Origin of the sequence: Shewanella sedimentimangrovi (assembly GCF_017354965.1) — a bacterium.
GTDB classification, from domain to species: Bacteria; Pseudomonadota; Gammaproteobacteria; order Enterobacterales; family Shewanellaceae; genus Shewanella; species Shewanella cyperi.
In genome coordinates this window covers 2,965,267-2,990,341 of sequence record NZ_CP071502.1, presented here as the reverse complement: position 1 = coordinate 2,990,341, position 25,075 = coordinate 2,965,267, and the positions used below count along the sequence as shown (strand labels likewise).

Genomic DNA, 25,075 nt, shown 5'->3' with positions numbered 1-25,075 from the left:
AGCACAGGGCGTCATTTCGTGATAGAATGACGCCCGAATTTTTATCCTAGCTTACTGAGAGAATCCCAAGATGTCTGAGAAATTCAGCACTGTAGAACAACAGGCCAGCTACGGCGTCGGCCGTCAACTGGGCGAGCAACTGGCTGCCAACTCTTTTGAAGGTCTGGACATTCCAGCAGTACAGGCCGGTCTGGCCGATGCATTCGATGGCAAGGACAGCGCAGTGTCCATGCAGGATCTGCAACTGGCCTTCACCGAGATCAGCCGCCGCCTGCAACAAGCCCAGGAACAAGCTGCCGAAGCCACCATCGCCGAAGGCAATAGCTTCCTCGAAGACAATGCCAAGCGTGACGGTGTGTTCGTGACCGAATCCGGCCTGCAATACGAAGTGCTGACCCAGGGCAACGGCGACAAGCCTACCTATGAGTCCACAGTACGCACTCACTATCACGGTTCTTTCATCAGCGGTGACGTGTTCGACAGTTCAGTGGTTCGCGGTCAACCTGCCGAGTTCCCGGTATCGGGCGTTATCGCCGGTTGGACCGAGGCCCTGCAGCTGATGAACGTGGGCTCCAAGTTCAAACTGTATGTGCCATACCACCTGGCCTACGGTGAGCGCGGTGCCGGCGCTTCCATCCCGCCGTTCTCGACCCTGATCTTTGAAGTCGAGTTATTGGACATAGTGTAATTCCCCAAATCGCCTAAGCTTTGCTTGGGCGTTTTTTTAGCTGTAAATGGAGAAGTGGCATGAGTGGACACGTGAGAGTAGCAGTCATAGGCGCCAGCGGCCGCATGGGACGCACCCTGATCGAGGCCGCCTGCAACCAGGAAAAAATCCGTCTTGGCGCCGCCATAGAAAAGCCGGGCTCCAGCCTGGTGGGGGTGGATGCCGGCGAGATGGCAGGCGTCGGTCGCCTGGATGTACGCCTGGTGGATAACCTGGATCTGGTGGTCAATGCCTTTGACGTGCTCATCGATTTCACCTCTCCGGAAGTCAGCCTGCAGAACCTCGATTGGTGTGTCCGCCATGGCAAGGCCATGGTCATAGGCACCACGGGTTTCAACCATGCTCAGAAAGAGCAGATCGTGGCTCTGGCCGAAGAGATCCCCGTGGTCATGGCGCCCAATATGTCTGTGGGCGTCAACCTGATGTGGAAACTGCTGGAATTGGCGGCCAAGGTGATGGGCGACTATACCGATATCGAGATCATCGAAGGCCATCACAGGCACAAGAAAGATGCACCGTCCGGTACCGCACTGAAAATGGGTGAGGTGATTGCCCAAACGCTGGGGCGGGATCTGGAGAAGGTGGCGGTTTATGGCCGCGAGGGCATTACCGGTGAGCGCGATCGCCAGACCATAGGTTTTGCCACTGTGCGTGCCGGCGATCTGGTGGGCGAACACACCGCCATGTTTGCCGATATAGGCGAACGGCTGGAAATCACCCACAAGGCCTCAAGTCGTATGACCTTCGCCAATGGCGCCATGCGTGCCGCCGTTTGGTTGGCGGAGCAAAAACCGGGTCTGTATGACATGCAGCAAGTGTTGGGGCTCAATTAACAGAAAAACCGCCATTTGGCGGTTTTTTTACGCGTTCCGTCCGCTTAAGTGTGGACGAAATGCGATTTTCCGGGTAAAATCATTGGAATTTGTCAAAATTTCGTGTTTTAGCGGAAATTGGTATCTTAAAAAACAAAAAATCATTAAATTCTAATGGCTTGGCTCTTTTTCGGAGGTCGCGTTGACAAAGTCTGCCTTACTCGTACTCGAAGATGGAACCCTGTTCTCAGGCACAGCAATCGGTGCAGATGGAATTGCCGTTGGAGAAGTTGTTTTTAACACTTCCATGACGGGCTATCAAGAGATATTAACAGATCCCTCTTATTCACGACAGATTGTAACCTTAACCTACCCCCATATCGGTAACACCGGTACCAATGATGAAGACACGGAATCCAGCGCTGTCCATGCCTGTGGCCTCATCATTCGCGATCTTCCCCTTATCGCCAGCAGTTTCCGTTCTACCCAGTCCCTGAGTGACTACCTGAAAGCCAACAATGTGGTTGGTATCGCCGATATCGACACCCGTAAGCTGACCCGTATTCTGCGTGAAAAAGGCGCTCAGGCCGGTTGTATTCTGGTGGGCGATCTGGACAGCGACAAGGCTCTGGCCGCTGCCAAAGCCTTCCCAGGTCTCAAGGGCATGGATCTGGCCAAGGAAGTGACCACCGCCGAGCGTTATCAGTGGCGCAGCGGCAGCTGGCGTCTGGAAGGCGGTCTGCCATCCGATACCCCTGAGTCTGAACTCAAGTTCAAGGTGGTGGCTTACGATTACGGCGTGAAAACCAACATCCTGCGTATGCTGGTGGACCGTGGCTGTGACGTGACAGTGGTGCCCGCCAAAACTCCTGCCAGTGAAGTACTGGCGATGAATCCGGACGGTGTGTTCCTGTCAAATGGCCCTGGTGACCCAGAGCCATGTGATTATGCCATTGCCGCCATTCAGGAAATCCTGACCACAGACATTCCGGTATTCGGTATCTGTTTGGGCCATCAGTTGCTCGGCCTCGCCAGCGGTGCCAAGACCCTGAAAATGAAGTTTGGTCACCATGGCGCCAACCACCCAGTGGGTGATGTTGAGAAGGGCACTGTGATGATAACCAGCCAGAACCACGGTTTTGCGGTTGATGAGGCGACTCTGCCTGCCAACCTCAAGGTGACCCACAAGTCACTGTTCGATGGTTCTTTGCAGGGCATTCACCGCACCGACAAGCCTGCGTTCAGCTTCCAGGGCCACCCAGAAGCCAGCCCAGGTCCTCACGACTGTGCCCCGCTGTTCGACCATTTCATCGAACTGATTGAAGAGTATCGCAAGAACGCCAAGTAAGCCGAGCTGGAGAAGATAGAAGCAATGCCAAAACGTACCGACATAAAAAGTATTCTTATCCTGGGTGCTGGCCCAATCGTTATCGGCCAGGCCTGTGAATTCGACTACTCTGGCGCCCAGGCCTGTAAAGCCCTGCGCGAAGAAGGCTACCGTGTCATCCTGGTGAACTCCAACCCGGCCACCATCATGACCGACCCGGAAATGGCCGATGCCACCTACATCGAGCCTATCCACTGGGAAGTGGTGCGCAACATCATCAAGAAGGAGCGCCCCGATGCGATTCTGCCTACCATGGGTGGCCAGACCGCACTGAACTGTGCCCTGGAGCTGGAAGCCAAAGGCGTTCTGAAGGAATTCAACGTTGAGATGATAGGCGCCACCGCCGATGCCATCGACAAGGCCGAAGACCGCGCCCGTTTCGACAAGGCCATGAAGAAGATTGGCCTCGAGTGTCCACGCGCCGGTATCGCCCACAGCATGGAAGAGGCCTACGCGGTACTCGACCAGGTGGGTTTCCCTTGTATCATCCGTCCATCCTTCACCATGGGTGGCTCCGGCGGCGGTATCGCTTACAACAAGGAAGAGTTCGAAGAAATCTGTTCTCAGGGTCTCGAACTGTCTCCCACCAACGAGCTGCTGATTGACGAGTCGCTCATCGGTTGGAAAGAGTACGAGATGGAAGTGGTCCGCGACCGCAACGATAACTGCATCATCGTCTGCTCCATCGAAAACTTCGACGCCATGGGCGTGCACACGGGTGACTCCATCACGGTGGCCCCAGCCCAGACCCTCACCGACAAGGAATACCAGATCATGCGTAACGCCTCCATGGCGGTACTGCGTGAAATCGGTGTGGAAACCGGCGGCTCCAACGTACAGTTTGGTATCAGCCCGACAACCGGCCGTATGGTGGTTATCGAGATGAACCCCCGTGTATCCCGCTCTTCAGCGCTGGCCTCTAAAGCAACAGGTTTCCCGATTGCCAAGGTTGCCGCCAAGCTGGCTGTGGGCTTCACCCTCGATGAGCTGATGAACGACATCACAGGTGGCCGCACCCCGGCGTCCTTCGAGCCGTCCATCGACTACGTGGTCACCAAGGTGCCACGCTTTAACTTCGAAAAATTTGCCGGCGCCAACGACCGTCTGACCACTCAGATGAAATCTGTGGGCGAGGTGATGGCCATAGGCCGTACCTTCCAGGAGTCTGTGCAAAAGGCCCTGCGTGGCCTGGAAGTGAGCCGCAACGGTTTCGACCCTATCGTTGACCTGAACGATGCCGACGCACTGCAGAAAATCCGCCATGAGCTGAAAGAGCCTGGCGCAGACCGTATCTGGTACATAGGCGATGCCTTCCGCGCCGGTCTGTCTGTGGACGATATCTTCAGCCTGACCAACATCGACCGCTGGTTCCTGGTACAGATTGAAGAAATCATCCAGCTGGAAGCCAAAGTCAAAGAGCTGGGCGTAACCGGTATCGATGAGGACTTCCTGCGTAAGCTCAAGCGCAAGGGCTTCTCCGATGCCCGCATGAGCGCACTGCTTGGCATCAGCGAAGGCGAAATCCGCAAGCTGCGTGAGCGCTTCAACGTGTTCCCCGTGTACAAGCGCGTGGATACCTGCGCCGCCGAGTTTGCCACCGACACAGCTTACATGTACTCCACCTATGAGGAAGAGTGCGAAGCCAATCCGTCCGACAAAGACAAGATCATGGTATTGGGCGGTGGTCCAAACCGTATCGGTCAGGGCATCGAGTTCGATTACTGCTGCGTGCACGCAGCACTGGCGCTGCGTGAAGACGGTTATGAAACCATCATGGTTAACTGTAACCCTGAAACAGTGTCTACCGACTACGACACTTCAGACCGTCTGTACTTCGAACCAGTCACCCTGGAAGACGTACTGGAAATCGTCCGTATCGAGAAGCCAAAGGGCGTTATCGTGCACTACGGTGGTCAGACGCCACTGAAACTGGCCCGTGCCCTGGAAGCCGCCGGCGTACCTATTATCGGTACCAGCCCCGACGCCATTGACCGCGCCGAAGACCGTGAGCGTTTCCAGCAGGCCATCAAGCGCCTGAACATGAAGCAGCCGGAAAACGACACCGTGACCACAGTGGAAGGTGCTGTTATCGCCGCCGAGCGTATCGGTTACCCGCTGGTGGTTCGTCCGTCCTATGTACTGGGTGGCCGCGCCATGGAAATCGTGTATGACGAGCAGGATCTGCGTCGTTACTTCAACGAAGCCGTGAGCGTATCCAACGCCTCTCCGGTATTGCTGGACCGCTTCCTGGATGATGCCACCGAGGTGGATATCGATGCCGTGTGTGACGGTGAAACCGTGGTTATCGGTGCCATCATGGAGCACATCGAACAAGCGGGTGTTCACTCTGGTGACTCTGCCTGTTCTCTACCGCCATACACACTGTCCAAGGCGATTCAGGACCAGATGCGCGAGCAGGTAACCAAGCTGGCGTTTGAGCTTGGCGTAGTGGGTCTGATGAACGTGCAGTTCGCCGTGAAGGATAACGAAATCTACATGATTGAAGTTAACCCACGTGCTGCCCGTACCGTGCCATTCGTATCCAAGGCCACAGGTGTGCCCCTGGCCAAGATTGCCGCCCGTGTGATGGCAGGTCAGAGCCTGAAGCAGCAGAACTTTACCAAGGAAGTGATCCCACCTTTCTACTCAGTGAAAGAAGTGGTACTGCCTTTCAACAAGTTCCCCGGCGTAGACCCGCTGCTCGGCCCTGAAATGCGCTCTACCGGTGAGGTAATGGGTGTGGGTGATACCTTCGCCGAAGCCTATGCCAAGTCTGAACTGGGCTCTATCAAGGACGTACCACGCTCAGGCCGTGCGCTGTTGTCTGTGCGTAACAGCGACAAGAACAAGGTTGCCGACCTTGCAGCCAAGCTGCTGGAGCTGGGATACGAGCTGGATGCCACCCACGGCACCGCTGTTATCCTCGGTGAAGCCGGTATCAACCCACGTCTGGTGAACAAGGTGCACGAAGGCCGTCCACACATTCTTGACCGCATCAAGAACGGTGAATATGCCTACATAGTGAATACCACCGAAGGCCGTCAGGCCATCGAGGATTCACGCCAACTGCGACGTGCTGCGCTGCGTTACAAGGTGAACTACACCACTACCCTGAACGCTGCATTCGCCAACTGTATGGCTCACAATGCCGATGACCGTAACAACGTGTCTTCGGTGCAGGAGCTGCACGAGCGCGTGAGAAATGCCAAGGCCTGATAGGCCCTGAGTAAAAAGGCCACCTATGGGTGGCCTTTTTTATTGGCTGTCGCTTAAAGCCGTCAGAACAGAGACAGGTTGGGGGACTCGCTGATCCTGTCGATTACCGGCTCCAATGCCAGCTCCACTGTGACAGGTGCTTGCAAAAGTGGCAGCAAGGCGTCGGGATGGCCACGCAGAAAGAATTCGCACTCATTTGGGGGGATCAGCAGCGGCATGCGGGAATGGATAGCTTGGCACTGTGAAGTGGGTGATGTGGTCAGGGTCACCAGGCGTCGTTCCCCTTCGTGCTCAAATCCAATGGCCGCCATGTAAAGTGGCCGGCCCTCGGCCTCACGCAGCAACCATTTCTGCTTGCCGCCGGGACGCTGTTGCCATTCAAACCACCCGGTGACGGGTACCAGCATGCGTCTGTTGGCGAAGGCGTCGGCAAAGGTACTTCTCTGATTGACCGTTTCAACCCGGGCGTTGATCAGCGGTCTTTTTGACCATTGGGGATGAATGCCCCAACGGCACAGCCAGCTGCGCAGTTGGCCCTGCTCGACTCCTATGGCGGTAACAGGATCTGTGGGCCTGAGATCTTTTTTATCCTCGGTGACGAAGTCCAGACCTAACTGCTCGCTGACCAGTTGGCAGAGGGGATCGGCTATCACATTCAATCGGCCACACATATGCTGCTCCCGGGACTCATGCTTTCGGCATAATAGCAAAGTTGGAAGCGCTTTCGCACTTGTTCTGGTCGGGCCTGTTAATCAGCTTTAGCTGTGATATCACTGGACACTAAATCGCCAGATTGTTTGCCGCTGATGAGGGATCCCCTCGTGGCAATGGCCAAGTTTACAAGGAAACTGTATGACACTTGTCCGCCCCGCCAGTAAGTTTCAGGAAGCCAGGCAATTGCTCAATGAGCCTTTGAATATAGGCAGTTTGCGCCGTTACCGGGAGTTGGCAGCCGATAGGCAGCACCCGGAGGCTGCTGCCATTGCCTCGCTTAATCAGGCCTTTCGCGATGCCGTCTCCGGTGACGAAGAGCTGTTTTTTATGGCCCTGGAGCAGGGCCTGCTCTGACGGCCCTCAGTGGGCCGCTACTTCCCAGGCATCGCCTTGACCGCACAGGGCATGCCATGCGGCTGTTGCCTCCGGCTGACCATTTTTAAAGCCGATGTAGGTATTGAGTTTGTGGCAGGTTTCGCTTTGGCTGTCCCTGTCGACGCTGGTGGGGATCTCCAGCAAATGCAAACCACCATTCTTCGCCGCGGCCTTGAGCGCCGCTATCAATGAGGCCTGGCTGTCGCAGCTTTGGTGTTGGCCTCCGTAGGCGCGGATCAACAACTCGGGGCTGAACCTCTCGTCATTACAGGCATAGATGGGGGCATCACCGGCCTTTCCCAGATGGAAAATGTTGTTGCGCATATAAAGGATGATGAGGTTGGCATTCTGTTTTTGCAGGTTAATCAGCTCATTGGACTGGAAGTTGAAACCACCGTCACCTGTGAGCAGCAGCAAGGGTTGTTGCTTGCCGCGGGCTCTCAGTTCATCAGCCACAGCCCTTGCGTAGGGCAGGCTGGTGCCCATGGCCGCATACCAGGGGTTGGCCAGGAAACTGCGTCCAAGTGGACTGCCAAGGGCCTGCAGTTCAAAGCTGGCGAACAGGGCATTGCCCACTTCGGGAATAAAGATGAAGCCCTGGTCGAGTTCCTTTTGGGCCTGGTTAATGGCGCTGGCCAGGTTGGCGTAGCCCAGGGTTGATGTGAGTTCACCCTGAGGCAATTTCTGCAGCTGATTGCACCAGACGTTAGCGCAGGGGCGCAGATCGGCGCGTTGTTCCAGTGCATCGAGCACGGCCACTATATCCCTTTCCCAACGGGCCGTTCCCTTGAGCATGGTTTTGTTGTCATGGGTATCTATCCTGTGGGTACCGCTGGCAAAGGCGTTGTTGGTGTCCGATGCCAGGATGGCCGTGCCTATCTCCAGCACATAATCGGCTACTTTATCTATGTACTCCTGGCCGGCGCAGCTGCTGAATACGCCGTTATAACTACCAAGGCACAGGGGGGCTGATTCATCCACCATACCTTTGGCAAACCAGCTGACGGCGTAGGGCAGTTGCAGGCGCTCACACATACGCACCAATCTGTCCAACAGTGGCTGATTCAGGCGCAGTTTTTCCCCGAGAAATACCATGGGGTGACTGGCGGCCGTCAGCTTGGCAGAGATTTCAGCGGCGATAAGCTCGGCCCCCATCAGATTGAGATTCTGGCTTTCTTTCAATGTGCCCAGAGAGTCTGGCAGCGACAGCGCCTGGGTGGGCTGATACACCAGATCCCTGGGAACCTCGATATACACGGGCTGGCGATTGAGCAGCGCCCAGCTCAGCAGCTCCAGGCATTGCTCGGCAGCAATATTGGGCTGGCCACTGTGACGCTGGCCCTGAAGACGTTCAGCGCGGATCCCCAGTGCCCGGAAGGCATTGAGGGCTGCGTCTAAATCCCTGTGCCAGCCACTGCCGGGATGCACAGTGTGGTGCAGTGCCAAACCGCTGTTTTCATTTTCACCCGGAGCGCCGGAGAGGAAGATCACCGGTAATCCTTCGGTACGGGCGAGGGCGGCGGCACTGACGCAGGGCAGGCTGCCAACTGTATAAGTGGTCAGGCAAACCCCCATGCCGGCCAATTCGGCCTGGGCGCAGGCGCTGAAGCCGGCGTGCATTTCGTTGCTTGAAGGCAGTACCTCAAGCTCGGTGGCCAGGCTGTTGATCAGGTTGGCAACGAAGTCACCGCCAACGCCGTACAGGCGTTCAACACCAAAAAAACGCAACAACTTGGCTATGCTGTGGCCGAGTTCTGGAAGTTGACTGCTGTAGGCGTGACCGAAATTCTGTTCTATGGTGGGCAACATATGCCGTGGCTCCAATGGAAAATATTGGCCGCAGCTTAAGTAATATTTGGTCGGTAAAATTTGACCTGGATCAGTATCGCCGGCGCGGACGCCATGGAGCTTAAAGTTAAATTGGCACTCCAGCCTGACAGTTGCGGGTGCTATTTGTGTAAGTTAATGATATTGAATGGCTTATTGCTGTATCGCTGGCTTGACAGCACAGGAGGGAATTCTGATGCTTCTGGCACGCGGATCCGGCACTTGCCCCCGGATCCTTGAACCCGGGGACTCCAAGGGTTTTAACCCGCCAACAGTTCGCGGGCGTTGGCCAGGGTATTGCTGGTGATGGTGTCACCGCCAAGCAAGCGGGCCAATTCCTGAACCCGCTGTTCCTTATCAAGCGCTTGCATTGTGGTTTCCGTTTGGCCGGCCTTGCTGTGCTTGTTGACCAGCATGTGCTGATGGCCATTGCCTGCTACCTGGGGCAGGTGGGTGACGCACAGCACCTGGGTTGATTCACCCAGGGTGCGCAGCATGCGGCCCACCACAGCGGCGGTGGGGCCGGAGATCCCGACGTCCACCTCGTCAAATATCAAGGTAGGGGTTGCCACCTTGCGGGCGGTGATCACCTGGATCCCGAGACCAATGCGGCTAAGCTCGCCGCCGGATGCTACCTTGGCCAGTCCCGCCAGGGGCTGGCCCGGGTTGGTGGTCACCAGAAATTCCACATTGTCGCTGCCGTTGGGGCCCATAAGTTCGGGGTTGAAGTTGACCTCAATGCTGAACTTGCCCTTGGGCATATTCAGTTCGTGGATGGACTGGGTCACCAGTTTATCCAGTTCCTTGGCATAGCGGCTGCGGCTTTGGCTCAGTTTCTGGGCTTGCTGCAGGTAGGCCTCGCGACTGGCCACAACCTGGGCCGCCAGTTCTTCAAGCTGCTCTTCATCCGAGTCCAAGGCCTGCAATTCGTTCGCCAGCGCCCTGTAATGCTCATGGAGCTTGTCGGCGCCGACATGGTGTTTACGGGCCAGGGTCATGGCCTTTGACAGGCGCTCTTCCAGAAAAGCGAAGTGCTCGGGATCCAATTCCAGATTTGACAGGTAACGTCCAAGTTCGCTGCTGCTTTCCTGCACCTGGATCAGGGCCTCATTGAGCATATTGCCAATGGGAGCCAGGGTGGGATCCAAGCCTTCCAAGGTGGCGGCCAGGGAAACTGCCTTGTTGAGCAGGGATTCGATATTGCCCTCATCGGACTCAGACAACAGCGCCAGGGTATGCTGGCAGTCTTCAATCAGCGCCGTGCCATTCGCCAGACGTTTATGCTCGACTTCAATTTCTTCAAACTCGCCGGCCTGCAGGTTGAACTCATCCAGTTCTTCCACCTGATACTGCAACAGCTGCTTGCGGGCAATACGTTCCTGCTGCGATTGTTGCAGTGACTCAAGCTCGGCTTCCACCTGGCGGCAGCGTTGGTAGGCGGCCAACACGGCGTCACTCAGCAGTTTGTGATTGGCGTAGCTGTCGAGCAGGTTGAGCTGATGCTCGCTCTTCAGCAAAGCGTGGTGGGCGTGCTGACCGTGGATGCCGATAAGGAATTGCCCCACGGCCTTGAGCTGACTCAAGGGGACAGGGTTGCCGTTAATATATGCCCGGGAGCGGCCATCGCTGGTGATGGTACGCCTCAGGATGCATTCATCATCCAACTCAAGATCATTGTCTTCCAACCAACGCTTTGCCAGGGGCACATCTTCCAGGGTGAAGCGGGCGCTGACTTCGGTCTTGCTGGCGCCGGGGCGCACCGCGGAAGCATCGGCACGGTTGCCAAGGCACAGGCCGAGGGCGTCGATGGCAATGGATTTACCCGCCCCCGTCTCGCCCGTGATGCTGGTCATGCCGGGGCGAAAATCCAGTTCAAGAAAACGGACGATGGCAAAATTGTTGATGCTGAGTTGGCAAAGCATAATGAATTCCTGTCGAATAACTCACCAAAGCACTGTATTGATGAACAGTATATACTGATTTTATATACAGTAAATATGCGGGTGAGGATCTTGCGAAGGTATTTACTTATCTTATTGAATAAAAAGTGTATTTAGTACTGCCAGCCAAAGCGGTAACGCCAACAGCGTCAGTACTGTCCCCAACATTATCCACTGGGCAGACTTTTCATCAAGGGTTTGATAGCGCTGGGCCAGCAGATACACACTGGCGGCCGTGGGCATGGCGGCCAGCAGGGTGCCCATGACCCTGAGCTCACCGGAAACCCCGAAAAGGGAAAACAGTACCAGGGCCAACAGGGGTTGCAGTACCAACTTGGCGAAATTGATCAGGGTCTGCTCAGTAGCACTGCTGAACTGGCTGCCATCACCCGTTTGACGTCGCATGGCCTTGGCCAGCACTATGCCGATGGCAAACAGGGCACAGGGACTTGAGCTTTTGCCTATCAGTTGCAGTGCTGTATCCAGGGACGATGGGATCTTAACCGTCAATGCTGAAACCACTATGCCTGCCAGACACCCGAGCACTATGGGATTGGTCGCCAGGGTGCGCGCCATGGTGAGCAGGGGATGGCGGGGGCTGTTGTTGCGGGCCAGATCCAGCTTGACCAAGGCGAAAGCGAACATGCCCACAGATAACAGGCTGGTCATGGCGGTGGCCATCAGGGCCAGGGGATCCTCGGGGTACAGCATCATCAGCACCGGGATGCCGATAAAGGCAGTGTTGCCAAAGGTGACGGCGAGGGCGCGGATGTTGGCCTCACTGTGGCTGCCATAGCGGAGCGACAGCTTCTGGCACAGGCCATAGGTCAGCACCATGGCCAACAGGTAGGCGGCGATAAAAGGGCCGTTAAGTATGGTGGCTATGGGGGTTTTGGCCAGGCTGATGAAGAGGATGGCCGGGAAGGCGAGATAGTAGACGTATTCGTTGAGCCAAATGTCGGTTTTGGATGGCAGCCATCTGAAACGCTGGGCCAGGGCGCCCAGCAGCATTATGGCCAGCACTGCCAGCAGTGGCAGTAAAATCATCAACATGGCTAAGGAATCCTCGACGGGCCTGTTGGATGCACTGGGGGCAGATTAGCATGATGGCGACCGGGGTCGCCATCCGTCTATGGTCGAAGGGTTATTGGGCGCTGATGCCTATGTTGGACACCCCTTGACTCACCAGCTCCTTGCGCAATGCCTTGATGAAATCGGCATCCATTTCCGGATTGTCTTCCACCAGATCCAGCAGCCAGGCCTGCAGTTCCCGCTCTTCCACCATGGCTTCGTGGCCGTAGATAAAGTCATCCAGCGCATCATCTTCCAGGTCGGTATCGCTGATGGCTTCGATATAGTTGGCGACCGTACTGGAGGACAGTTTGCTGATATTGGTGATGTCTTCTTCAATCTTACTCTGCAGCGCACCGAGCAGGGCGCTTACTGCAACGATTGCGTCCATGGCCGGATAGGCACCATAGACATCAAAGTTTTCCGGGTCCGGAGTGATTTCGTCGAGCTTTTCCAGATACATTTCCAGATTCAACTTGAGCTTGCGGTCATACAGGGATTGCCACAACAGGTTAAGTACCGTATCGAGCAGCTTGGCATCACCGAACTCACACACCTCGGCAAACAGTTGGTAATTGGGATACATACGCTGGCACAGGGCGGTGGCAAACAACTGCTTCTGTGGCAGAGATAAGGCCTTGAGGCGCTTGAAGAATCCGGGTTTTTCACTCATGAAGAAGGTCCGCTGACATCTGGGAAATCACTTGGGTTGCCGCCGATTCTACCTTAGTTAGTTCATCAAGTAACTCAAGGATTTCCGGTTCCACATCGCTAATGTCACCACCGCGTTTGAGACTGGACTCTATGTCCTGGCACAGCTTTTGGGTGGTGGGTACACCGCAGTAACAACTGGCACCGTGTAATTTGTGCACCACGGTGACCATCTGCTCATTGTCGTGCCGGTCGAGCGCCAGTTCAATTTTGGCCACGGTATCGGGCAGGGATTCTACCAGCATCTGCAGCATGTCCAGCGCCAGATCCTGTTTGTTATTGGCCTGGGTAAGGCACAGCTCCCAATTGAGGGTGCGGCTGTCGAAATGGGTAAACTTGGGGCGGGTGAGCCAACGGCTGATGACCCCTTTAAGGGCGGCCTCATCTATGGGCTTGGGCAGGTAACCATCCATGCCGCTGCCGAGGATCCGCTCCCGTTCCTCGTTGATGGCGTGGGCGGTGACCGCAATGATGGGGGTATTGCGGTTGAGTGAGTCCTGACGGATAAGGCGGGTGGCGGTGATCCCATCCGTGCCGGGCATTTGTATGTCCATGAATATCAGATCAAAACTGCGGCTCTTGGCCAGGGCAACCGCCTCATCGCCGCTGCCGACGGCCACCACGTGGGTCACCAGTTCCTTGAGCAGGGTATCAATCAATTTCAGGTTGGCCAGGTTGTCATCCACCGCCAGCACATTGAGGGCATGGCGCCGCTCCGGTACCGGCTCGGGCAATGGCGGCGGTTGATAGCCGCTATCTACGGCCGGATACAGCAGTAATTGCGCCAGGGTGGTTTCTATCAGCGGCAACTCCACCAGTTGATCAACCCCCGCCTGCAACTCACGGGTATAGACCTCGGGTTCCAGGCAGTCATTGAGCAGCAACAGGTTGTCGGTTTGTTGTCTGGCTTCATATATTTGCTGCTTGAGTGCCTTGAGATCGGCAAAATCATGGCAGCTCATGAGTATATGTTGGAAGCGCCTGCCATTGAGCGCATGGTGCAGCGAGTTGAGATCCTGCGCCAGGGCCAGATCCATTTGCCAATGGCTGAGCATGTTGGCGATGGCACTGCGGGTGAGTTTGCGCGGTTCAAACAGCAGCACGGTCTGGCCGGTTAGTTTGCTCAGCGGCAGGGTGTCGGCTATCGGGAACTGGCTCAATTGCAGCGGGATCACAAACCAGAAGCTGGAGCCCCGTCCGGGTGTTGAGCTGAAACCAATCTGACCGCCCATCTGGTTCACCAGACGCTTGGTGATCACCAATCCTAAGCCGGTTCCGCCAAAGCGGCGGGAAATGGAGGAGTCGGCCTGGCCAAAGGCCTGGAACAGCAGTTCCTGCTGGCCTTCTTCTATGCCTATGCCCGTGTCTATGACTTCACCCCTCAGGGTGACCGAGTCCTCATCCTGAGCCGCCAGCAAGATCCGCAGCCGCACGCTGCCCTTGTCGGTAAACTTGATGGCATTGCCCACCAGGTTGGTGACTATCTGGCTGACACGCATGCCGTCACCGGTCAGGTTCTCAGGGATGGCGGGGTCGATATCGACCACCAGCTCCAGCGATTTTTCCCGGGCGGCACCGGCCACCAGGCGCAGGGTGTCTTCCAGACTGCCGCGCAGGGCGAAGGGCATATTTTCCAGCACCATCTTGCCGGCTTCCAGCTTGGAGAAATCGAGAATATCGTTGATGATGCCGAGCAGGTTGGTGGCGCTGCGCTCAATGGTTTTGATGTATTCCAGTTGGCTCGTATGCAGCGGTGTTTTCAGTAGCTGCCGGGCAAAGCCAATGACACCGTTCAGCGGGGTACGCAGCTCGTGGGACATGTTGGCCAAAAATTCCGACTTGATACGGCTGGCCTCCAGGGCCCGCTTTTTGGCCAGATCCAGCTCCACGTTCTGGATCTCAATCTGCTCCAGGGTTTCCCGCAGATCCGAGGTGGCCTGGTCAATGTTCTGTTGCATCTCGTCGTGGTATTCCGACAAAGAGCCCGCCATGGCGTTAATACCGCGTTTGAGCAGGTCCAGCTCACCTATCAGGTTGCCCTCAAGGCGGGTATCCAGCTTACCCTCACGGATCTTGGCCACCACCCGCACCATCTCGGTAATGGGCTGGGTGACGTTTTTCACAAGACGGAAGGTAAACAGCAGGTTCAGCTGCACGCCGATGAGCACTATGATAAAGGCCGCCACCGCCGCCCTGTGCTGTTCCAGCAGCGCCTTTTCCTTGTTGAGTAACAGCGAGACATAGCCCAGCAGCTTGGCATTGGACTGGTCAGGCATCAGCACAGTATCACCCTCAACCTCGGACTCCCCCAAGGGAGAGGCTGCCTCGTCGAGGGCGCCGGGCTTGATGGAGCTGTAAATGGGGGCACGCAGGATCAGGGTATCGCCCACCTGCTCGTGTTCTGTGCCGGCCAGCTGGGTAATGGCCTCCTTGTAACGCATTACCTCAAAGTCCTTGTGGTAATGGGAGGTCACAAACAGCTGGTTGTTGATATCGAAGATGGCGATGGATTTGACTAGGGTGGACTTGTTCAGCTGTGCCGCGGCCAGCAGGCGTTTGCTCGCTTCCCGGTTGTTGGCGGCCAGGCCCACTTCGCTGGCAATGGCCAGGGGCTCTATGATGTTACTGCCCTGTTCTATCAGGGTTGCTTCGAGCTCATAGAAGCGATTTATGGTAAAGTAACTGCCCAGCAGAATACCCACCAGTATGGTGGGGGCCAGCGCGAGCACCAAAACCCAGGAACGCAGACTGTATTTGGTCATGTTGTTGGCGCTGTTCATGGGGCTGCGTATGTCCGTGATAAGAATATCCTTATTGGGTTATTAGACTGCCAGAAAGGCACCTGTCTTGACCAGATATTTATTGATTGTGAGACCTTAATGGCACAATTTTTTAAAGCAAAACCAAACAGATCGAAAAAACTGTCCGCCAAACTGAGCCTGGAGGTGACCCAGTTGGATCACCTGGGCGCCGGTATGGCCGAACACGAGGGCAAGTGGGTGTTCATTCCCGGGGCCCTGCCCGGCGAACGGGTACAGGTGCAGCTCATTGAGCAGAAAAAAAACTATGCCCGGGCCAAATTATTGCAGATTGAAAGCGCATCTGCCGCCCGCATTACCCCGCCTTGCCCCCATTATGCTGAATGTGGTGGTTGCGACATGCAGCACCTGTCGCTGGAAAGTCAGCGTGAATTCAAGAGCCAGGCCCTGGAAAACATCCTCGCCCGCAGCACGGGTGTCGGCAGCGATGCCCTGGAACAGCCCCTGATCGCCGATGGTTGGCACTATCGTCGCCGGGCCCGTTTGGCTACCTTGCTCGACAAGGATACGCAACAGTTGCAGCTGGGATTTCGTGCCGAGGCCAGCAAGGCCGTAGTGCCTATCTCTCAGTGCCCGGTACTGGCCAAAGCCCTGTCGGATTTGATTGCGCCTTTGGCAATTGTGCTCAATCGCCTTAAGGGCAAGCAGCGCCTGGGGCATGTGGAGCTGATTGAGGCCGACAATGGCCGTTTCCTGGTGCTGCGGATTACCGCCCCCCTGGTGGCCGCAGACAGAAAGCAACTGCAAGCCTTCGCCGAGGAGCACAAGATAAGCCTGCTGTTTGTCGACAACGAGGGTGAGCTGGAATATCTCCATGGTGAAGCCCGGCTGCCCAGATACCAACTGGAACAGGGCAAGCTGTCACTGGCCTTTGCCCCGGGCAACTTTATCCAGGTCAATGGCGTCATCAACCAAGCCATGGTGCAGCAGGCCATGGACTGGCTCGACATTCAACCCGGCGAGCGGGTGCTGGATCTCTTCTGCGGTGTGGGCAATTTCAGCCTGCCGCTGGCCAGCCGCGGCGCTGAGGTGGTGGGTGTGGAAGGGGTGACCGAGATGGTGCTCCAGGCCAGGAGCAATGCCGCCGACAATGGCTTTGAGACGCTGCGCTTTTTCGGCGCCGATCTCAGCGCCGATCTCAGCACCGAGCCCTGGCTCGGCAAGATTGACAAGCTGCTGCTGGACCCGGCCCGCGCCGGTGCCTATGAGAGTCTCAAGTGGCTGAAGAAGATGAAACCAACTCGGGTGCTCTATGTGTCCTGTAATCCGGCGAGCCTGGCCCGTGATGCTGTGTTGCTGCTGGATGCGGGATACAAACTCACTCGCCTGGGGCTGGTGGACATGTTCCCCCAGACCCATCACAGCGAGGCCATGGCCTTGTTTGAATTGGCTAAATAGCGCCATAAAGCAAATTTAATGTGCAAACGGGACGCCAGCGTTTGACAAGCGCGTGGCAATCCTGAAGATAGGGTGTTTAACCTCAGCAAGGGATAAGGAATCCGCAACAGATGGTGTCAGTTCGCGAAGCGCACTTCAACGATCCCGATTTTCACCTCGACCAGTGGGTAGCCCGCTATGTCGAAGAACCGGCTGAAGCGGCCATGCTGCTGGAGCTGCTGCGCACAGTGGAAGCCCTGCCGGTCAAGGACAAGGTTGCCCACCAGGCGCTGCTGGCCCGTGCCCGCGAAATGATAGAGATATTGGCGCCACTGAATATGGATATAGAGACGCTGCAGGCAGCTGTGCTCTTTACCGTGCAGGAGGCGGGGCTGCTCAAACACGACAAGCTGTGTGAGCAATTCGGTGAACGTTTGGGCAAGCTGGTGGCCAGTGTGGTCACCATGAACGCCATCAGTACCCTGAAACTCAATAATCTGGGGCGCGACAACGAATCCCAGATAGACAATATCCGCAAGATGTTGCTGGCCATGGTGGAGGATGTGCGCGCCGTGGTGATTAAACTGGCCGAGCGGGTATGCCTGCTGCGGGCGGTGAAAAATGCCGACGAGGAAACCCGGGTGCTGCTGGCGCGGGAAATCGCCGACATCTACGCCCCGCTGGCCAACCGCCTCGGCATAGGTCAGCTCAAGTGGGAGCTGGAGGACATTTCCTTCCGCTACCTGCATCCCGAGACCTACATGGAGATCGCCAAGCAGCTCGATGGCAAGCGCATTGATCGGGAAACCTTTATCGATCGCTTTGTCAGCGATTTGCAGGCCAAGCTGGACGAGGAGCACATTCGCGCCAAGGTCTATGGCCGGCCCAAGCACATCTATTCCATCTGGCGCAAGATGAAGGGCAAGCACCTCAAGTTCGATGAGCTGTTTGACGTGCGCGCGGTGCGCATAGTCACAGACCGCTTGCAGGACTGCTATGGCGCCCTGGGTGTAGTGCACACCCTGTATCATCATATTCCGCGGGAATTTGACGACTATGTCGCCAACCCCAAGCCCAACGGTTACCAGTCCATCCACACTGTGGTGGTGGGGCCCGAAGGAAAAACGGTGGAAATTCAAATTCGCACCGAGGCCATGCATCAGGATGCCGAGCTCGGGGTCGCCGCCCACTGGAAATACAAGGAAGGCCACGCCGGCAAGCAAAGCGGCTACGAAGAGAAGATCAACTGGCTGCGCAAAATTCTGCAATGGCAGGAAGACGTGGTCGAGAGCGGCAACCTGGTGGAGGAAATCCGCAGTCAGGTGTTCGAGGACAGGGTCTATGTCTTTACCCCGTCCGGCGAAGTGGTGGACTTGCCCGCAGGGTCAACCGTGCTCGATTTCGCCTATTACATTCACTCCCAGGTGGGCCATAAGTGCATTGGCGCCAAGGTGGATGGCCGCATAGTGCCCTTTACCTATCAGGTGGAGACGGGGGAGCGGATTGAAATCATCACCTCCAAGCACCCCAATCCCAAGCGCGATTGGCTTAATCCCAACCTGGGCTACATCAAGACCTCCCGTGCCAGGAGCAAAATTCAGCACTGGTTCAAGCAACAGGACAGGGACAAGAACCTGGCCGCCGGCCGCGAAATGCTGGAGAGCGAGCTGGCCCGTGTCGGCCTGACGCTGAAAGATGTCGGCAGTGCCATCGAGCGCTTCAACATGACCAATATGGACGACCTGCTGGCGGCCATAGGTGGCGGCGATGTGCGTCTCAACCAGGTGGTCAACCACGTCCAGAGCCGGATGCGGGTACACGAGATCTCCGATGAAGAGGCGGTGGAAGATCTGGTCAAGAAGGGCCAGCTGAAACCCATCACCAAGAGTCGGGATCAGATTGAGGTTAACGGCGTTGGTAACCTGCTGAGCCATATAGCCCAGTGCTGCCGTCCTGTGCCCGGCGATGAAATCTTTGGCTTTATCACCAAGGGGCGCGGTATTTCGGTGCACAGGGCCGACTGTGAGCAGGTCAAGGAACTGATGCGCGCCCATCCGGAGCGCAGCGTGGATGTGGTTTGGGGTGAGAACTACTCCGGTGGCTACAAGATCCGTTTGCGGGTGCTGGCCAATGACAGAACCGGGTTGCTTAGGGATCTCACCTCCGTGCTGGCAGCGGAAAAGTCCAACGTGCTGGCCATGAGTTCCTCGTCCGATATTAAGACCCAGACCGCCGCCATAGAGCTGGAGCTGGAGCTGTATAACGTCGATGGCCTCTCAAGGGTGCTGTCCAAGCTCGGCCAGGTGGATGGCGTGATAGAAGCAAGAAGACTGTAGCTCAATAGCGTCAAGAGGCTGCCCGGCAGCCTCTTTTTTTATGGCGCGAATTTTATGACCCGACTTTTATGACGTTACCTTTTATGAAGTCACCTTTTATGACGTCAGCGCCGCGTTAAGGAATGTATCCAATGAGTAAATCCATCCATAGCGATATCCAACCCCTGCTGGATATTATGGAGAAACTGCGGGACCCAGACACGGGCTGCCCCTGGGACAAGGCCCAGAGTTTTGCCACCATAGTGCCCTTTACCCTGGAGGAAGCCTATGAGGTTGCGGATACCATAGAGCGCATGGATTTGCAGGAACTGCCCGATGAACTTGGGGATTTACTGTTCCAGGTGGTGTTTTACTGTCAGCTTGGCAAGGAGCAGGGGCTGTTCGATTTTGGCGAGGTGGTGAAGCGCATATGCGCCAAGCTCACCTCGCGCCACCCACATGTGTTTGGCGATCTAGAGCTGAGTTCAAGCAGCGAGGTCAAGGACAACTGGGAAGCCATCAAGGCCACAGAGCGCAGGGCCAAGGACAAACATTCGGTGCTCGATGATGTGCCCCTGAGTCTGCCGTCCCTGAGCCGGGCGCTGAAAATCCAGAAGCGGGTCGCCAGGGTGGGTTTTGATTGGCCTGATCTTGATCCCGTGGTGGCCAAGGTGCACGAGGAAATCGAGGAAGTGCTGGTGGAAACCCGCGCCGCGACCGTCGACCGTGAGGCCCTGACGGCTGAAGTGGGCGATCTGTTATTTGCGGTGGCCAACCTGTCCCGGCATCTGGGTATCGACCCCGAGCTGGCGCTGCGCCAGGCCAATCGCAAGTTTGAAACCCGCTTCCGTTCGGTGGAAGAATTGGCCTGTGCCGATGGCAAATCATTGACCGATCACGACCTCGCCAGCCTTGATGCTTTCTGGGATCAGGTCAAGTTGGCTGAAAAATCTGCCGATTGAGGTTTGTCGAAAGCGGGCGGCTTTGATATACTGTCGCCCCGTCCTGGTGCTTTCTTACAAGCACATATATTCACACTCATTTTTCTCAGGTTCAGCATGACGACAAGGTATATCTTCGTGACTGGCGGCGTGGTTTCGTCGCTGGGTAAAGGCATTGCAGCAGCATCACTGGCAGCTATCCTCGAGGCACGGGGCCTCAACGTGACCATCATGAAGCTGGATCCTTACATTAACGTCGATCCGGGTACCATGAGCCCAACTCAGCATGGTGAGGTATTTGTGACCGAGGACGGCGCAGAAACCGATCTGGACCTGGGCCACTACGAGCGTTTCATCCGTACCAAGATGAATCGCCGCAACAACTTCACCACCGGACGTATTTACGAAGAAGTATTGCGTAAAGAGCGTCGCGGTGACTATTTGGGTGCCACCATTCAGGTGATCCCGCACATTACCAACGCCATCAAGGAAAAAGTGCTGGCCGGCGGTGAAGGCCATGATGTGGCCATTGTCGAAATCGGCGGCACAGTGGGTGATATCGAATCCCTGCCGTTCCTCGAGTCCATCCGCCAGTTGGCGGTGGAACTGGGCCGTGACCGCAGCCTGTTCATGCACCTGACCCTGGTGCCTTTCCTCGGCGCTGCCGGCGAAGTGAAAACCAAGCCGACCCAACACTCGGTGAAGGAGCTGCGCTCCATTGGTATTGCGCCTGACGTGCTGATTTGCCGTGGTGACCGCGCCATCCCAGCTAATGAAAAGGCCAAGATTTCCCTGTTCTGTAACGTGGAAGAGCGTGCGGTTATCTCCCTCAAGGACGTGGACTCCATCTACAAGATCCCGGCGCTGCTGCGTTCACAGGGTCTGGATGAACTGGTTTGCAAGCGTTTCCACCTGGAATGCCCCGAGGCTGATCTGTCCGAGTGGGAAAACGTGATTTATCAGGAAGCCAATCCCAATGGCGATGTCACCATAGGCATGGTCGGCAAGTACATTGAGCTGCCTGATGCCTACAAGTCGGTGAACGAAGCGCTGAAACACGCGGGTCTGAAGAACCGTCTGACGGTCAACATCAAGTACATCGATTCACAAACCGTTGAGGCCAAGGGCGATGAAGTGCTCGAAGGTCTGGATGGTATCCTGGTTCCCGGTGGTTTCGGTGAGCGCGGCGTCGAAGGCAAGATCCTGGCCGCCAAGTATGCCCGTGAGCACAAGCTGCCTTACTTCGGTATCTGCCTTGGTATGCAGGTGGCACTGATTGAGTTCGCCCGTAACGTGGCCGGCCTCACAGATGCGCACTCTACCGAGTTCAACAAGCAAACGCCTTATCCGGTTGTGGGTCTCATCACAGAATGGATCGATAAAGAAGGTAATATTGAGCAGCGTGATGAAGCCTCGGATCTGGGCGGTACCATGCGTCTGGGTGCGCAGCTGTGCCATCTCAAGGAAGGCACCAAGGCAGCACTGGCTTATAAGGGCAGCAGCTGTATCGAGCGTCATCGTCACCGCTATGAAGTAAACAACAATTACGTGGAACGACTGGAACAGGCTGGTCTGGTATTCAGTGGCCTGTCATCTGACCGCAAGCTGGTGGAGATGATCGAACTTGCCGATCATCCTTGGTTTGTGGCCGGTCAGTTCCATCCGGAGTTTACCTCCACGCCCCGTGACGGCCATCCGCTGTTCGAAGGCTTTGTGGCGGCAGCCAGTGCGTATCAGAAACGCAACCTGAGCTAATCCCATGGGCCGGCGCTGCACTTGCAGCTCCGGCCTTTTTGTCCCCAAGTGGGGACAGCTAAAATCAAATACCCATGCCAGTTTCTTAAGGGGTACCAGGCGCTGTTATAGGTATTGGTTTTTTCTTTTCACTTTAACCTTAAGTCGAGGACATTATGGCTAAGATTATCAACGTGATTGGTCGTGAAATCATGGATTCACGCGGCAACCCCACTGTGGAAGCCGAAGTGCATCTGGAAGGCGGTTTCATCGGCATGGCAGCAGCTCCATCGGGCGCCTCTACCGGCAGCCGTGAAGCGCTGGAACTGCGTGATGGCGACAAGAGCCGCTATCTGGGCAAGGGCGTGCTGACTGCCGTTGCCAACGTTAACGGCCCTATCCGTGAAGCCCTGCTGGGTAAAGATGCCACCGCTCAAGCCGAGCTGGACGGCATCATGATCGCTCTGGACGGTACCGAGAACAAAGACAAGCTGGGTGCCAACGCCATCCTGGCCGTGTCTCTGGCCGCCGCCAAGGCCGCCGCTGCCTTCAAGGGTATGCCTCTGTACGCTCACATCGCTGAACTGAACGGCACTCCCGGCCAGTACAGCATGCCAGTACCTATGATGAACATCCTCAACGGTGGTGAGCACGCCGACAACAACGTCGATATTCAGGAATTCATGGTGCAACCCGTGGGTGCCAAGAATTTCCGTGAAGCCCTGCGTATGGGCGCCGAAATCTTCCACAACCTGAAGAAAGTGCTGCAGTCCAAGGGACTGAACACCGCCGTGGGTGACGAAGGTGGTTTTGCCCCCAACCTTGCCTCCAACGCCGATGCTCTGGCCGTGATCAAGGAAGCCGTTGAGGCAGCCGGTTACAAGCTGGGCACAGACGTGACCCTGGCCCTGGACTGCGCAGCTTCCGAGTTCTACAAGAACGGTCAATACGATCTGGCCGGTGAAGGCAAGGTATTCAGCTCCAACGGTTTCTCTGATTTCCTCAAGTCGCTGACCGAGCAATACCCCATAGTTTCCATCGAAGACGGCCTGGACGAATCCGATTGGGACGGTTGGGCTTATCAGACCCAGATCCTCGGCGACAAGGTGCAGCTGGTGGGTGACGATCTGTTCGTGACCAACACCAAGATCCTGAGCCGCGGTATCGAGCAGGGCGTAGCCAACTCCATCCTGATCAAGTTCAACCAGATTGGTTCGCTGACCGAAACCCTGGCCGCCATCCGCATGGCCAAGGAAGCCGGTTACACAGCAGTGATTTCTCACCGCTCAGGCGAAACCGAAGATGCCACCATCGCCGATCTGGCCGTGGGTACCGCTGCCGGTCAAATCAAGACCGGTTCTCTGTGCCGGTCCGACCGGGTTGCCAAGTACAACCAGTTGCTGCGTATCGAAGAGCAACTGGGTGAAAAGGCGCCTTACCGTGGTCTGAAGGAAATCAAAAGTCAGGCATAATCTTGTTCGCAAGATAAAAAGTGTCTGATCGCTAAAAGGTCGCCCCCCGGGCGGCCTTTTTTGTTGTAATATCTTGCCTAGTTCCGCTTACTAAGTGTTTATTGGTTCATGAAGCGATTTATTCTGGTGTTAACCCTGCTCTTGGGTATGTTGCAGTATCGCCTTTGGTGGGGCGAAAACAGCCTGCCCGAATATTTCAGTTTGCAGGAGCAGATCCACAGCCAGCAGACCAGCAATGCCAAACTGCTGGAGCGCAATCAGGTGCTCAAGGAGGAGATCATTGATCTTCGCAGTGGCACCGAGGCCCTGGAAGAGCGGGCCCGCAACGAGCTGGGCATGGTCAAGGAAGGGGAAACCTTCTTCCGCGTGGTCGGCAATGATGTCAAAAGTTTCAAGCAGTAATGCTCAGATGAATTCAAATAATTCCCTTTCCAATGCAGACAGCGCCCCTGTTATCGCAATAGTGCCCGCCGCCGGTATCGGCAGCCGCATGGGGGCCGCCCTGCCCAAGCAATACCTGCCCTTGGGCGAACAATGCATCCTCGGCCATACCCTGGATTGCCTGCTGAGCCATCCGGCCATAAACAGTGTGATCGTGGCCATCAGTGCCGATGACACTTGGTTTGCCGATTTGCCCCAGGCCCGTCACCCCAAGCTTGCCACAGTACTTGGCGGCAAGGAGCGGGCGGATTCGGTGCTGGCGGCGCTGTCCGCGATAAAGGAAACAAACGCCTGGGCCCTGGTGCATGATGCGGCCAGGCCTTGTCTGAGGGCCGAGGATATAGATGCGCTGCTGGCGTCCCGCGGCCAATTTCCCCTGGGGGCAATTCTGGCATCCCCGGTGCGTGACACCATGAAACGGGCCGGTGCCGATGGCACCATAGCCAACACCGTCTGTCGTGAGGCCCTGTGGCATGCGCTGACACCGCAGCTGTTTCCCGCAAGTCAATTGCAGCAATATTTAACATCGGCCCTGGCGGCCGGCGTGGCCGTGACCGATGAAGCCTCGGCCATGGAGTGGGCCGGTGTTGCCCCGGGGCTGGTGCCCGGCAGTGCCGACAATATCAAGGTCACCCATCCGGATGATTTACGCCTGGCGGCGCTGTTTCTCGCCGCCCGCACGGCAGCATGTGAGGACTCAAGATGAAATTCAGAATTGGCCACGGCTTTGATGTGCACAAATTTGGTGGCAACAAGCCGCTGATGCTGGGAGGCGTGCAGGTGCCCTATGAATGTGGCCTGATAGCCCACTCGGATGGCGATGTAGTGCTGCACTCCATTTGTGATGCCCTGCTGGGGGCCATGGCCCTTGGCGACATAGGCAGGCACTTTCCCGACACTGATGAGGCCTGGAAGGGCGCAGACAGCCGCAAACTGCTGCGCCACTGCATGGGATTGGCGAGGGACAAGGGTTACTGTTTGGGAAATCTGGATGTGACCATTATCGCTCAGGCCCCCAAGATGGCGCCCCATATAAATGCGATGCGTGCCGTACTGGCCGCAGATTTACAGGCTGAACTTGACGATATCAATGTCAAGGCGACCACCACAGAAAAACTCGGCTTTACCGGCCGCAAGGAAGGCATTGCCGTTGAAGCCGTGGTGCTGATGCTGCCTGCCTCCTGCTAAAAGAGAAC

Annotated in this window: 19 protein-coding genes; 13 read left to right on the top strand and 6 right to left on the bottom strand. The window is 56.4% G+C overall.

The features are described from left to right. The first annotated feature begins 70 nt into the window (after positions 1-70). The 4 genes from JYB85_RS13110 to carB all read left to right on the top strand — a co-directional run bounded on the left by JYB85_RS13110 (position 71) and on the right by carB (position 6,142). A complete protein-coding gene (locus tag JYB85_RS13110; protein ID WP_207379650.1) occupies positions 71-688 on the top strand; it encodes an FKBP-type peptidyl-prolyl cis-trans isomerase in 618 nt (205 codons plus the stop codon). Positions 689-747: 59 nt separating this feature from the next. Then, positions 748-1,560, top strand: coding sequence for a 4-hydroxy-tetrahydrodipicolinate reductase (dapB, locus tag JYB85_RS13105; protein ID WP_207379649.1), 813 nt, complete (start codon positions 748-750; stop codon positions 1,558-1,560). 181 nt (positions 1,561-1,741) lie between these two features. After that, positions 1,742-2,887 carry a glutamine-hydrolyzing carbamoyl-phosphate synthase small subunit gene (gene carA / locus JYB85_RS13100; RefSeq protein ID WP_011760613.1) on the top strand — a complete coding sequence of 382 codons (1,146 nt, stop codon included), beginning with the start codon at positions 1,742-1,744 and terminating at the stop codon, positions 2,885-2,887. Between the two features lie 24 nt (positions 2,888-2,911). Beyond that, positions 2,912-6,142 carry a carbamoyl-phosphate synthase large subunit gene (gene carB / locus JYB85_RS13095; protein ID WP_207379648.1) on the top strand — a complete coding sequence of 1,077 codons (3,231 nt, stop codon included), beginning with the start codon at positions 2,912-2,914 and terminating at the stop codon, positions 6,140-6,142. A gap of 62 nt (positions 6,143-6,204) precedes the next feature. On the opposite strand, the gene JYB85_RS13090 is transcribed toward carB, so the two are convergent. Beyond that, positions 6,205-6,813: an SOS response-associated peptidase gene (locus JYB85_RS13090; protein ID WP_207379647.1), complete on the bottom strand. Its 609-nt coding sequence runs from the start codon at positions 6,811-6,813 to the stop codon at positions 6,205-6,207. Positions 6,814-6,994: 181 nt separating this feature from the next. Between JYB85_RS13090 and JYB85_RS13085 the strand changes: the two genes are divergently transcribed. Beyond that, on the top strand, positions 6,995-7,210 hold the full coding sequence (locus tag JYB85_RS13085; RefSeq protein WP_207379646.1) for a hypothetical protein: 216 nt from the start codon (positions 6,995-6,997) through the stop codon (positions 7,208-7,210). A gap of 6 nt (positions 7,211-7,216) precedes the next feature. On the opposite strand, the gene JYB85_RS13080 is transcribed toward JYB85_RS13085, so the two are convergent. From JYB85_RS13080 to barA, 5 genes are all read right to left on the bottom strand, one after another. Next, positions 7,217-9,040, bottom strand: a complete 1,824-nt coding sequence (locus JYB85_RS13080) for a thiamine pyrophosphate-binding protein (RefSeq protein WP_207379645.1) — start codon at positions 9,038-9,040, stop codon at positions 7,217-7,219. 278 nt (positions 9,041-9,318) lie between these two features. Continuing rightward, complete coding sequence (gene recN / locus JYB85_RS13075; RefSeq protein ID WP_207379644.1) at positions 9,319-10,980, bottom strand: DNA repair protein RecN; 1,662 nt, start codon at positions 10,978-10,980, stop codon at positions 9,319-9,321. A 111-nt stretch (positions 10,981-11,091) separates the two neighbouring features. After that, entirely contained in the window at positions 11,092-12,048 is a 957-nt protein-coding gene (locus JYB85_RS13070; protein ID WP_207382071.1) for an AEC family transporter, read from the bottom strand. 94 nt (positions 12,049-12,142) lie between these two features. Continuing rightward, on the bottom strand, positions 12,143-12,742 hold the full coding sequence (locus JYB85_RS13065) for a YjaG family protein (protein WP_207320420.1): 600 nt from the start codon (positions 12,740-12,742) through the stop codon (positions 12,143-12,145). Continuing rightward, complete coding sequence (barA, locus tag JYB85_RS13060) at positions 12,735-15,560, bottom strand: two-component sensor histidine kinase BarA (RefSeq protein ID WP_207379643.1); 2,826 nt, start codon at positions 15,558-15,560, stop codon at positions 12,735-12,737. Before barA ends, JYB85_RS13065 begins: the two co-directional genes overlap by 8 nt. Positions 15,561-15,659: 99 nt before the next feature. Between barA and rlmD the strand changes: the two genes are divergently transcribed. From rlmD to ispF, 8 genes are all read left to right on the top strand, one after another. After that, positions 15,660-16,997 (top strand): 23S rRNA (uracil(1939)-C(5))-methyltransferase RlmD, encoded by a 1,338-nt coding sequence (gene rlmD / locus JYB85_RS13055; protein WP_207379642.1) that lies wholly within the window; start codon positions 15,660-15,662, stop codon positions 16,995-16,997. A 110-nt stretch (positions 16,998-17,107) separates the two neighbouring features. After that, complete coding sequence (gene relA / locus JYB85_RS13050) at positions 17,108-19,312, top strand: GTP diphosphokinase (protein WP_207379641.1); 2,205 nt, start codon at positions 17,108-17,110, stop codon at positions 19,310-19,312. A gap of 131 nt (positions 19,313-19,443) precedes the next feature. Then, complete coding sequence (gene mazG, locus JYB85_RS13045; protein ID WP_228730104.1) at positions 19,444-20,253, top strand: nucleoside triphosphate pyrophosphohydrolase; 810 nt, start codon at positions 19,444-19,446, stop codon at positions 20,251-20,253. A 96-nt stretch (positions 20,254-20,349) separates the two neighbouring features. Next, on the top strand, positions 20,350-21,987 hold the full coding sequence (locus JYB85_RS13040) for a CTP synthase (protein ID WP_207320415.1): 1,638 nt from the start codon (positions 20,350-20,352) through the stop codon (positions 21,985-21,987). 155 nt (positions 21,988-22,142) lie between these two features. Next, a complete protein-coding gene (gene eno / locus JYB85_RS13035; protein ID WP_207320414.1) occupies positions 22,143-23,438 on the top strand; it encodes a phosphopyruvate hydratase in 1,296 nt (431 codons plus the stop codon). 108 nt (positions 23,439-23,546) lie between these two features. Beyond that, positions 23,547-23,840: a cell division protein FtsB gene (ftsB, locus tag JYB85_RS13030; RefSeq protein WP_207320413.1), complete on the top strand. Its 294-nt coding sequence runs from the start codon at positions 23,547-23,549 to the stop codon at positions 23,838-23,840. 7 nt (positions 23,841-23,847) lie between these two features. Next, positions 23,848-24,585: a 2-C-methyl-D-erythritol 4-phosphate cytidylyltransferase gene (gene ispD, locus JYB85_RS13025; RefSeq protein WP_228730103.1), complete on the top strand. Its 738-nt coding sequence runs from the start codon at positions 23,848-23,850 to the stop codon at positions 24,583-24,585. Beyond that, positions 24,582-25,067 carry a 2-C-methyl-D-erythritol 2,4-cyclodiphosphate synthase gene (gene ispF / locus JYB85_RS13020; protein ID WP_207379638.1) on the top strand — a complete coding sequence of 162 codons (486 nt, stop codon included), beginning with the start codon at positions 24,582-24,584 and terminating at the stop codon, positions 25,065-25,067. The genes ispD and ispF overlap by 4 nt, the downstream gene beginning before the upstream one ends. The last annotated feature ends 8 nt before the right edge of the window (positions 25,068-25,075 follow it).

Bases quoted from the DNA above. Each gene is read 5' to 3' on its own strand.
- ispF (WP_207379638.1), top strand. From the start codon at position 24,582: ATGAAATTCAGAATTGGCCACGGCTTTGATGTGCACAAATTTGGTGGC.
- JYB85_RS13065 (WP_207320420.1), bottom strand. From the start codon at position 12,742: ATGAGTGAAAAACCCGGATTCTTCAAGCGCCTCAAGGCCTTATCTCTG.
- mazG (WP_228730104.1), top strand. From the start codon at position 19,444: ATGAGTAAATCCATCCATAGCGATATCCAACCCCTGCTGGATATTATG.
- carB (WP_207379648.1), top strand. From the start codon at position 2,912: ATGCCAAAACGTACCGACATAAAAAGTATTCTTATCCTGGGTGCTGGC.
- eno (WP_207320414.1), top strand. From the start codon at position 22,143: ATGGCTAAGATTATCAACGTGATTGGTCGTGAAATCATGGATTCACGC.
- JYB85_RS13040 (WP_207320415.1), top strand. From the start codon at position 20,350: ATGACGACAAGGTATATCTTCGTGACTGGCGGCGTGGTTTCGTCGCTG.
- JYB85_RS13085 (WP_207379646.1), top strand. From the start codon at position 6,995: ATGACACTTGTCCGCCCCGCCAGTAAGTTTCAGGAAGCCAGGCAATTG.
- ispD (WP_228730103.1), top strand. From the start codon at position 23,848: ATGAATTCAAATAATTCCCTTTCCAATGCAGACAGCGCCCCTGTTATC.
- JYB85_RS13110 (WP_207379650.1), top strand. From the start codon at position 71: ATGTCTGAGAAATTCAGCACTGTAGAACAACAGGCCAGCTACGGCGTC.
- dapB (WP_207379649.1), top strand. From the start codon at position 748: ATGAGTGGACACGTGAGAGTAGCAGTCATAGGCGCCAGCGGCCGCATG.
- ftsB (WP_207320413.1), top strand. From the start codon at position 23,547: ATGAAGCGATTTATTCTGGTGTTAACCCTGCTCTTGGGTATGTTGCAG.
- recN (WP_207379644.1), bottom strand. From the start codon at position 10,980: ATGCTTTGCCAACTCAGCATCAACAATTTTGCCATCGTCCGTTTTCTT.
- rlmD (WP_207379642.1), top strand. From the start codon at position 15,660: ATGGCACAATTTTTTAAAGCAAAACCAAACAGATCGAAAAAACTGTCC.
- JYB85_RS13090 (WP_207379647.1), bottom strand. From the start codon at position 6,813: ATGTGTGGCCGATTGAATGTGATAGCCGATCCCCTCTGCCAACTGGTC.
- barA (WP_207379643.1), bottom strand. From the start codon at position 15,560: ATGAACAGCGCCAACAACATGACCAAATACAGTCTGCGTTCCTGGGTT.
- relA (WP_207379641.1), top strand. From the start codon at position 17,108: ATGGTGTCAGTTCGCGAAGCGCACTTCAACGATCCCGATTTTCACCTC.
- JYB85_RS13080 (WP_207379645.1), bottom strand. From the start codon at position 9,040: ATGTTGCCCACCATAGAACAGAATTTCGGTCACGCCTACAGCAGTCAA.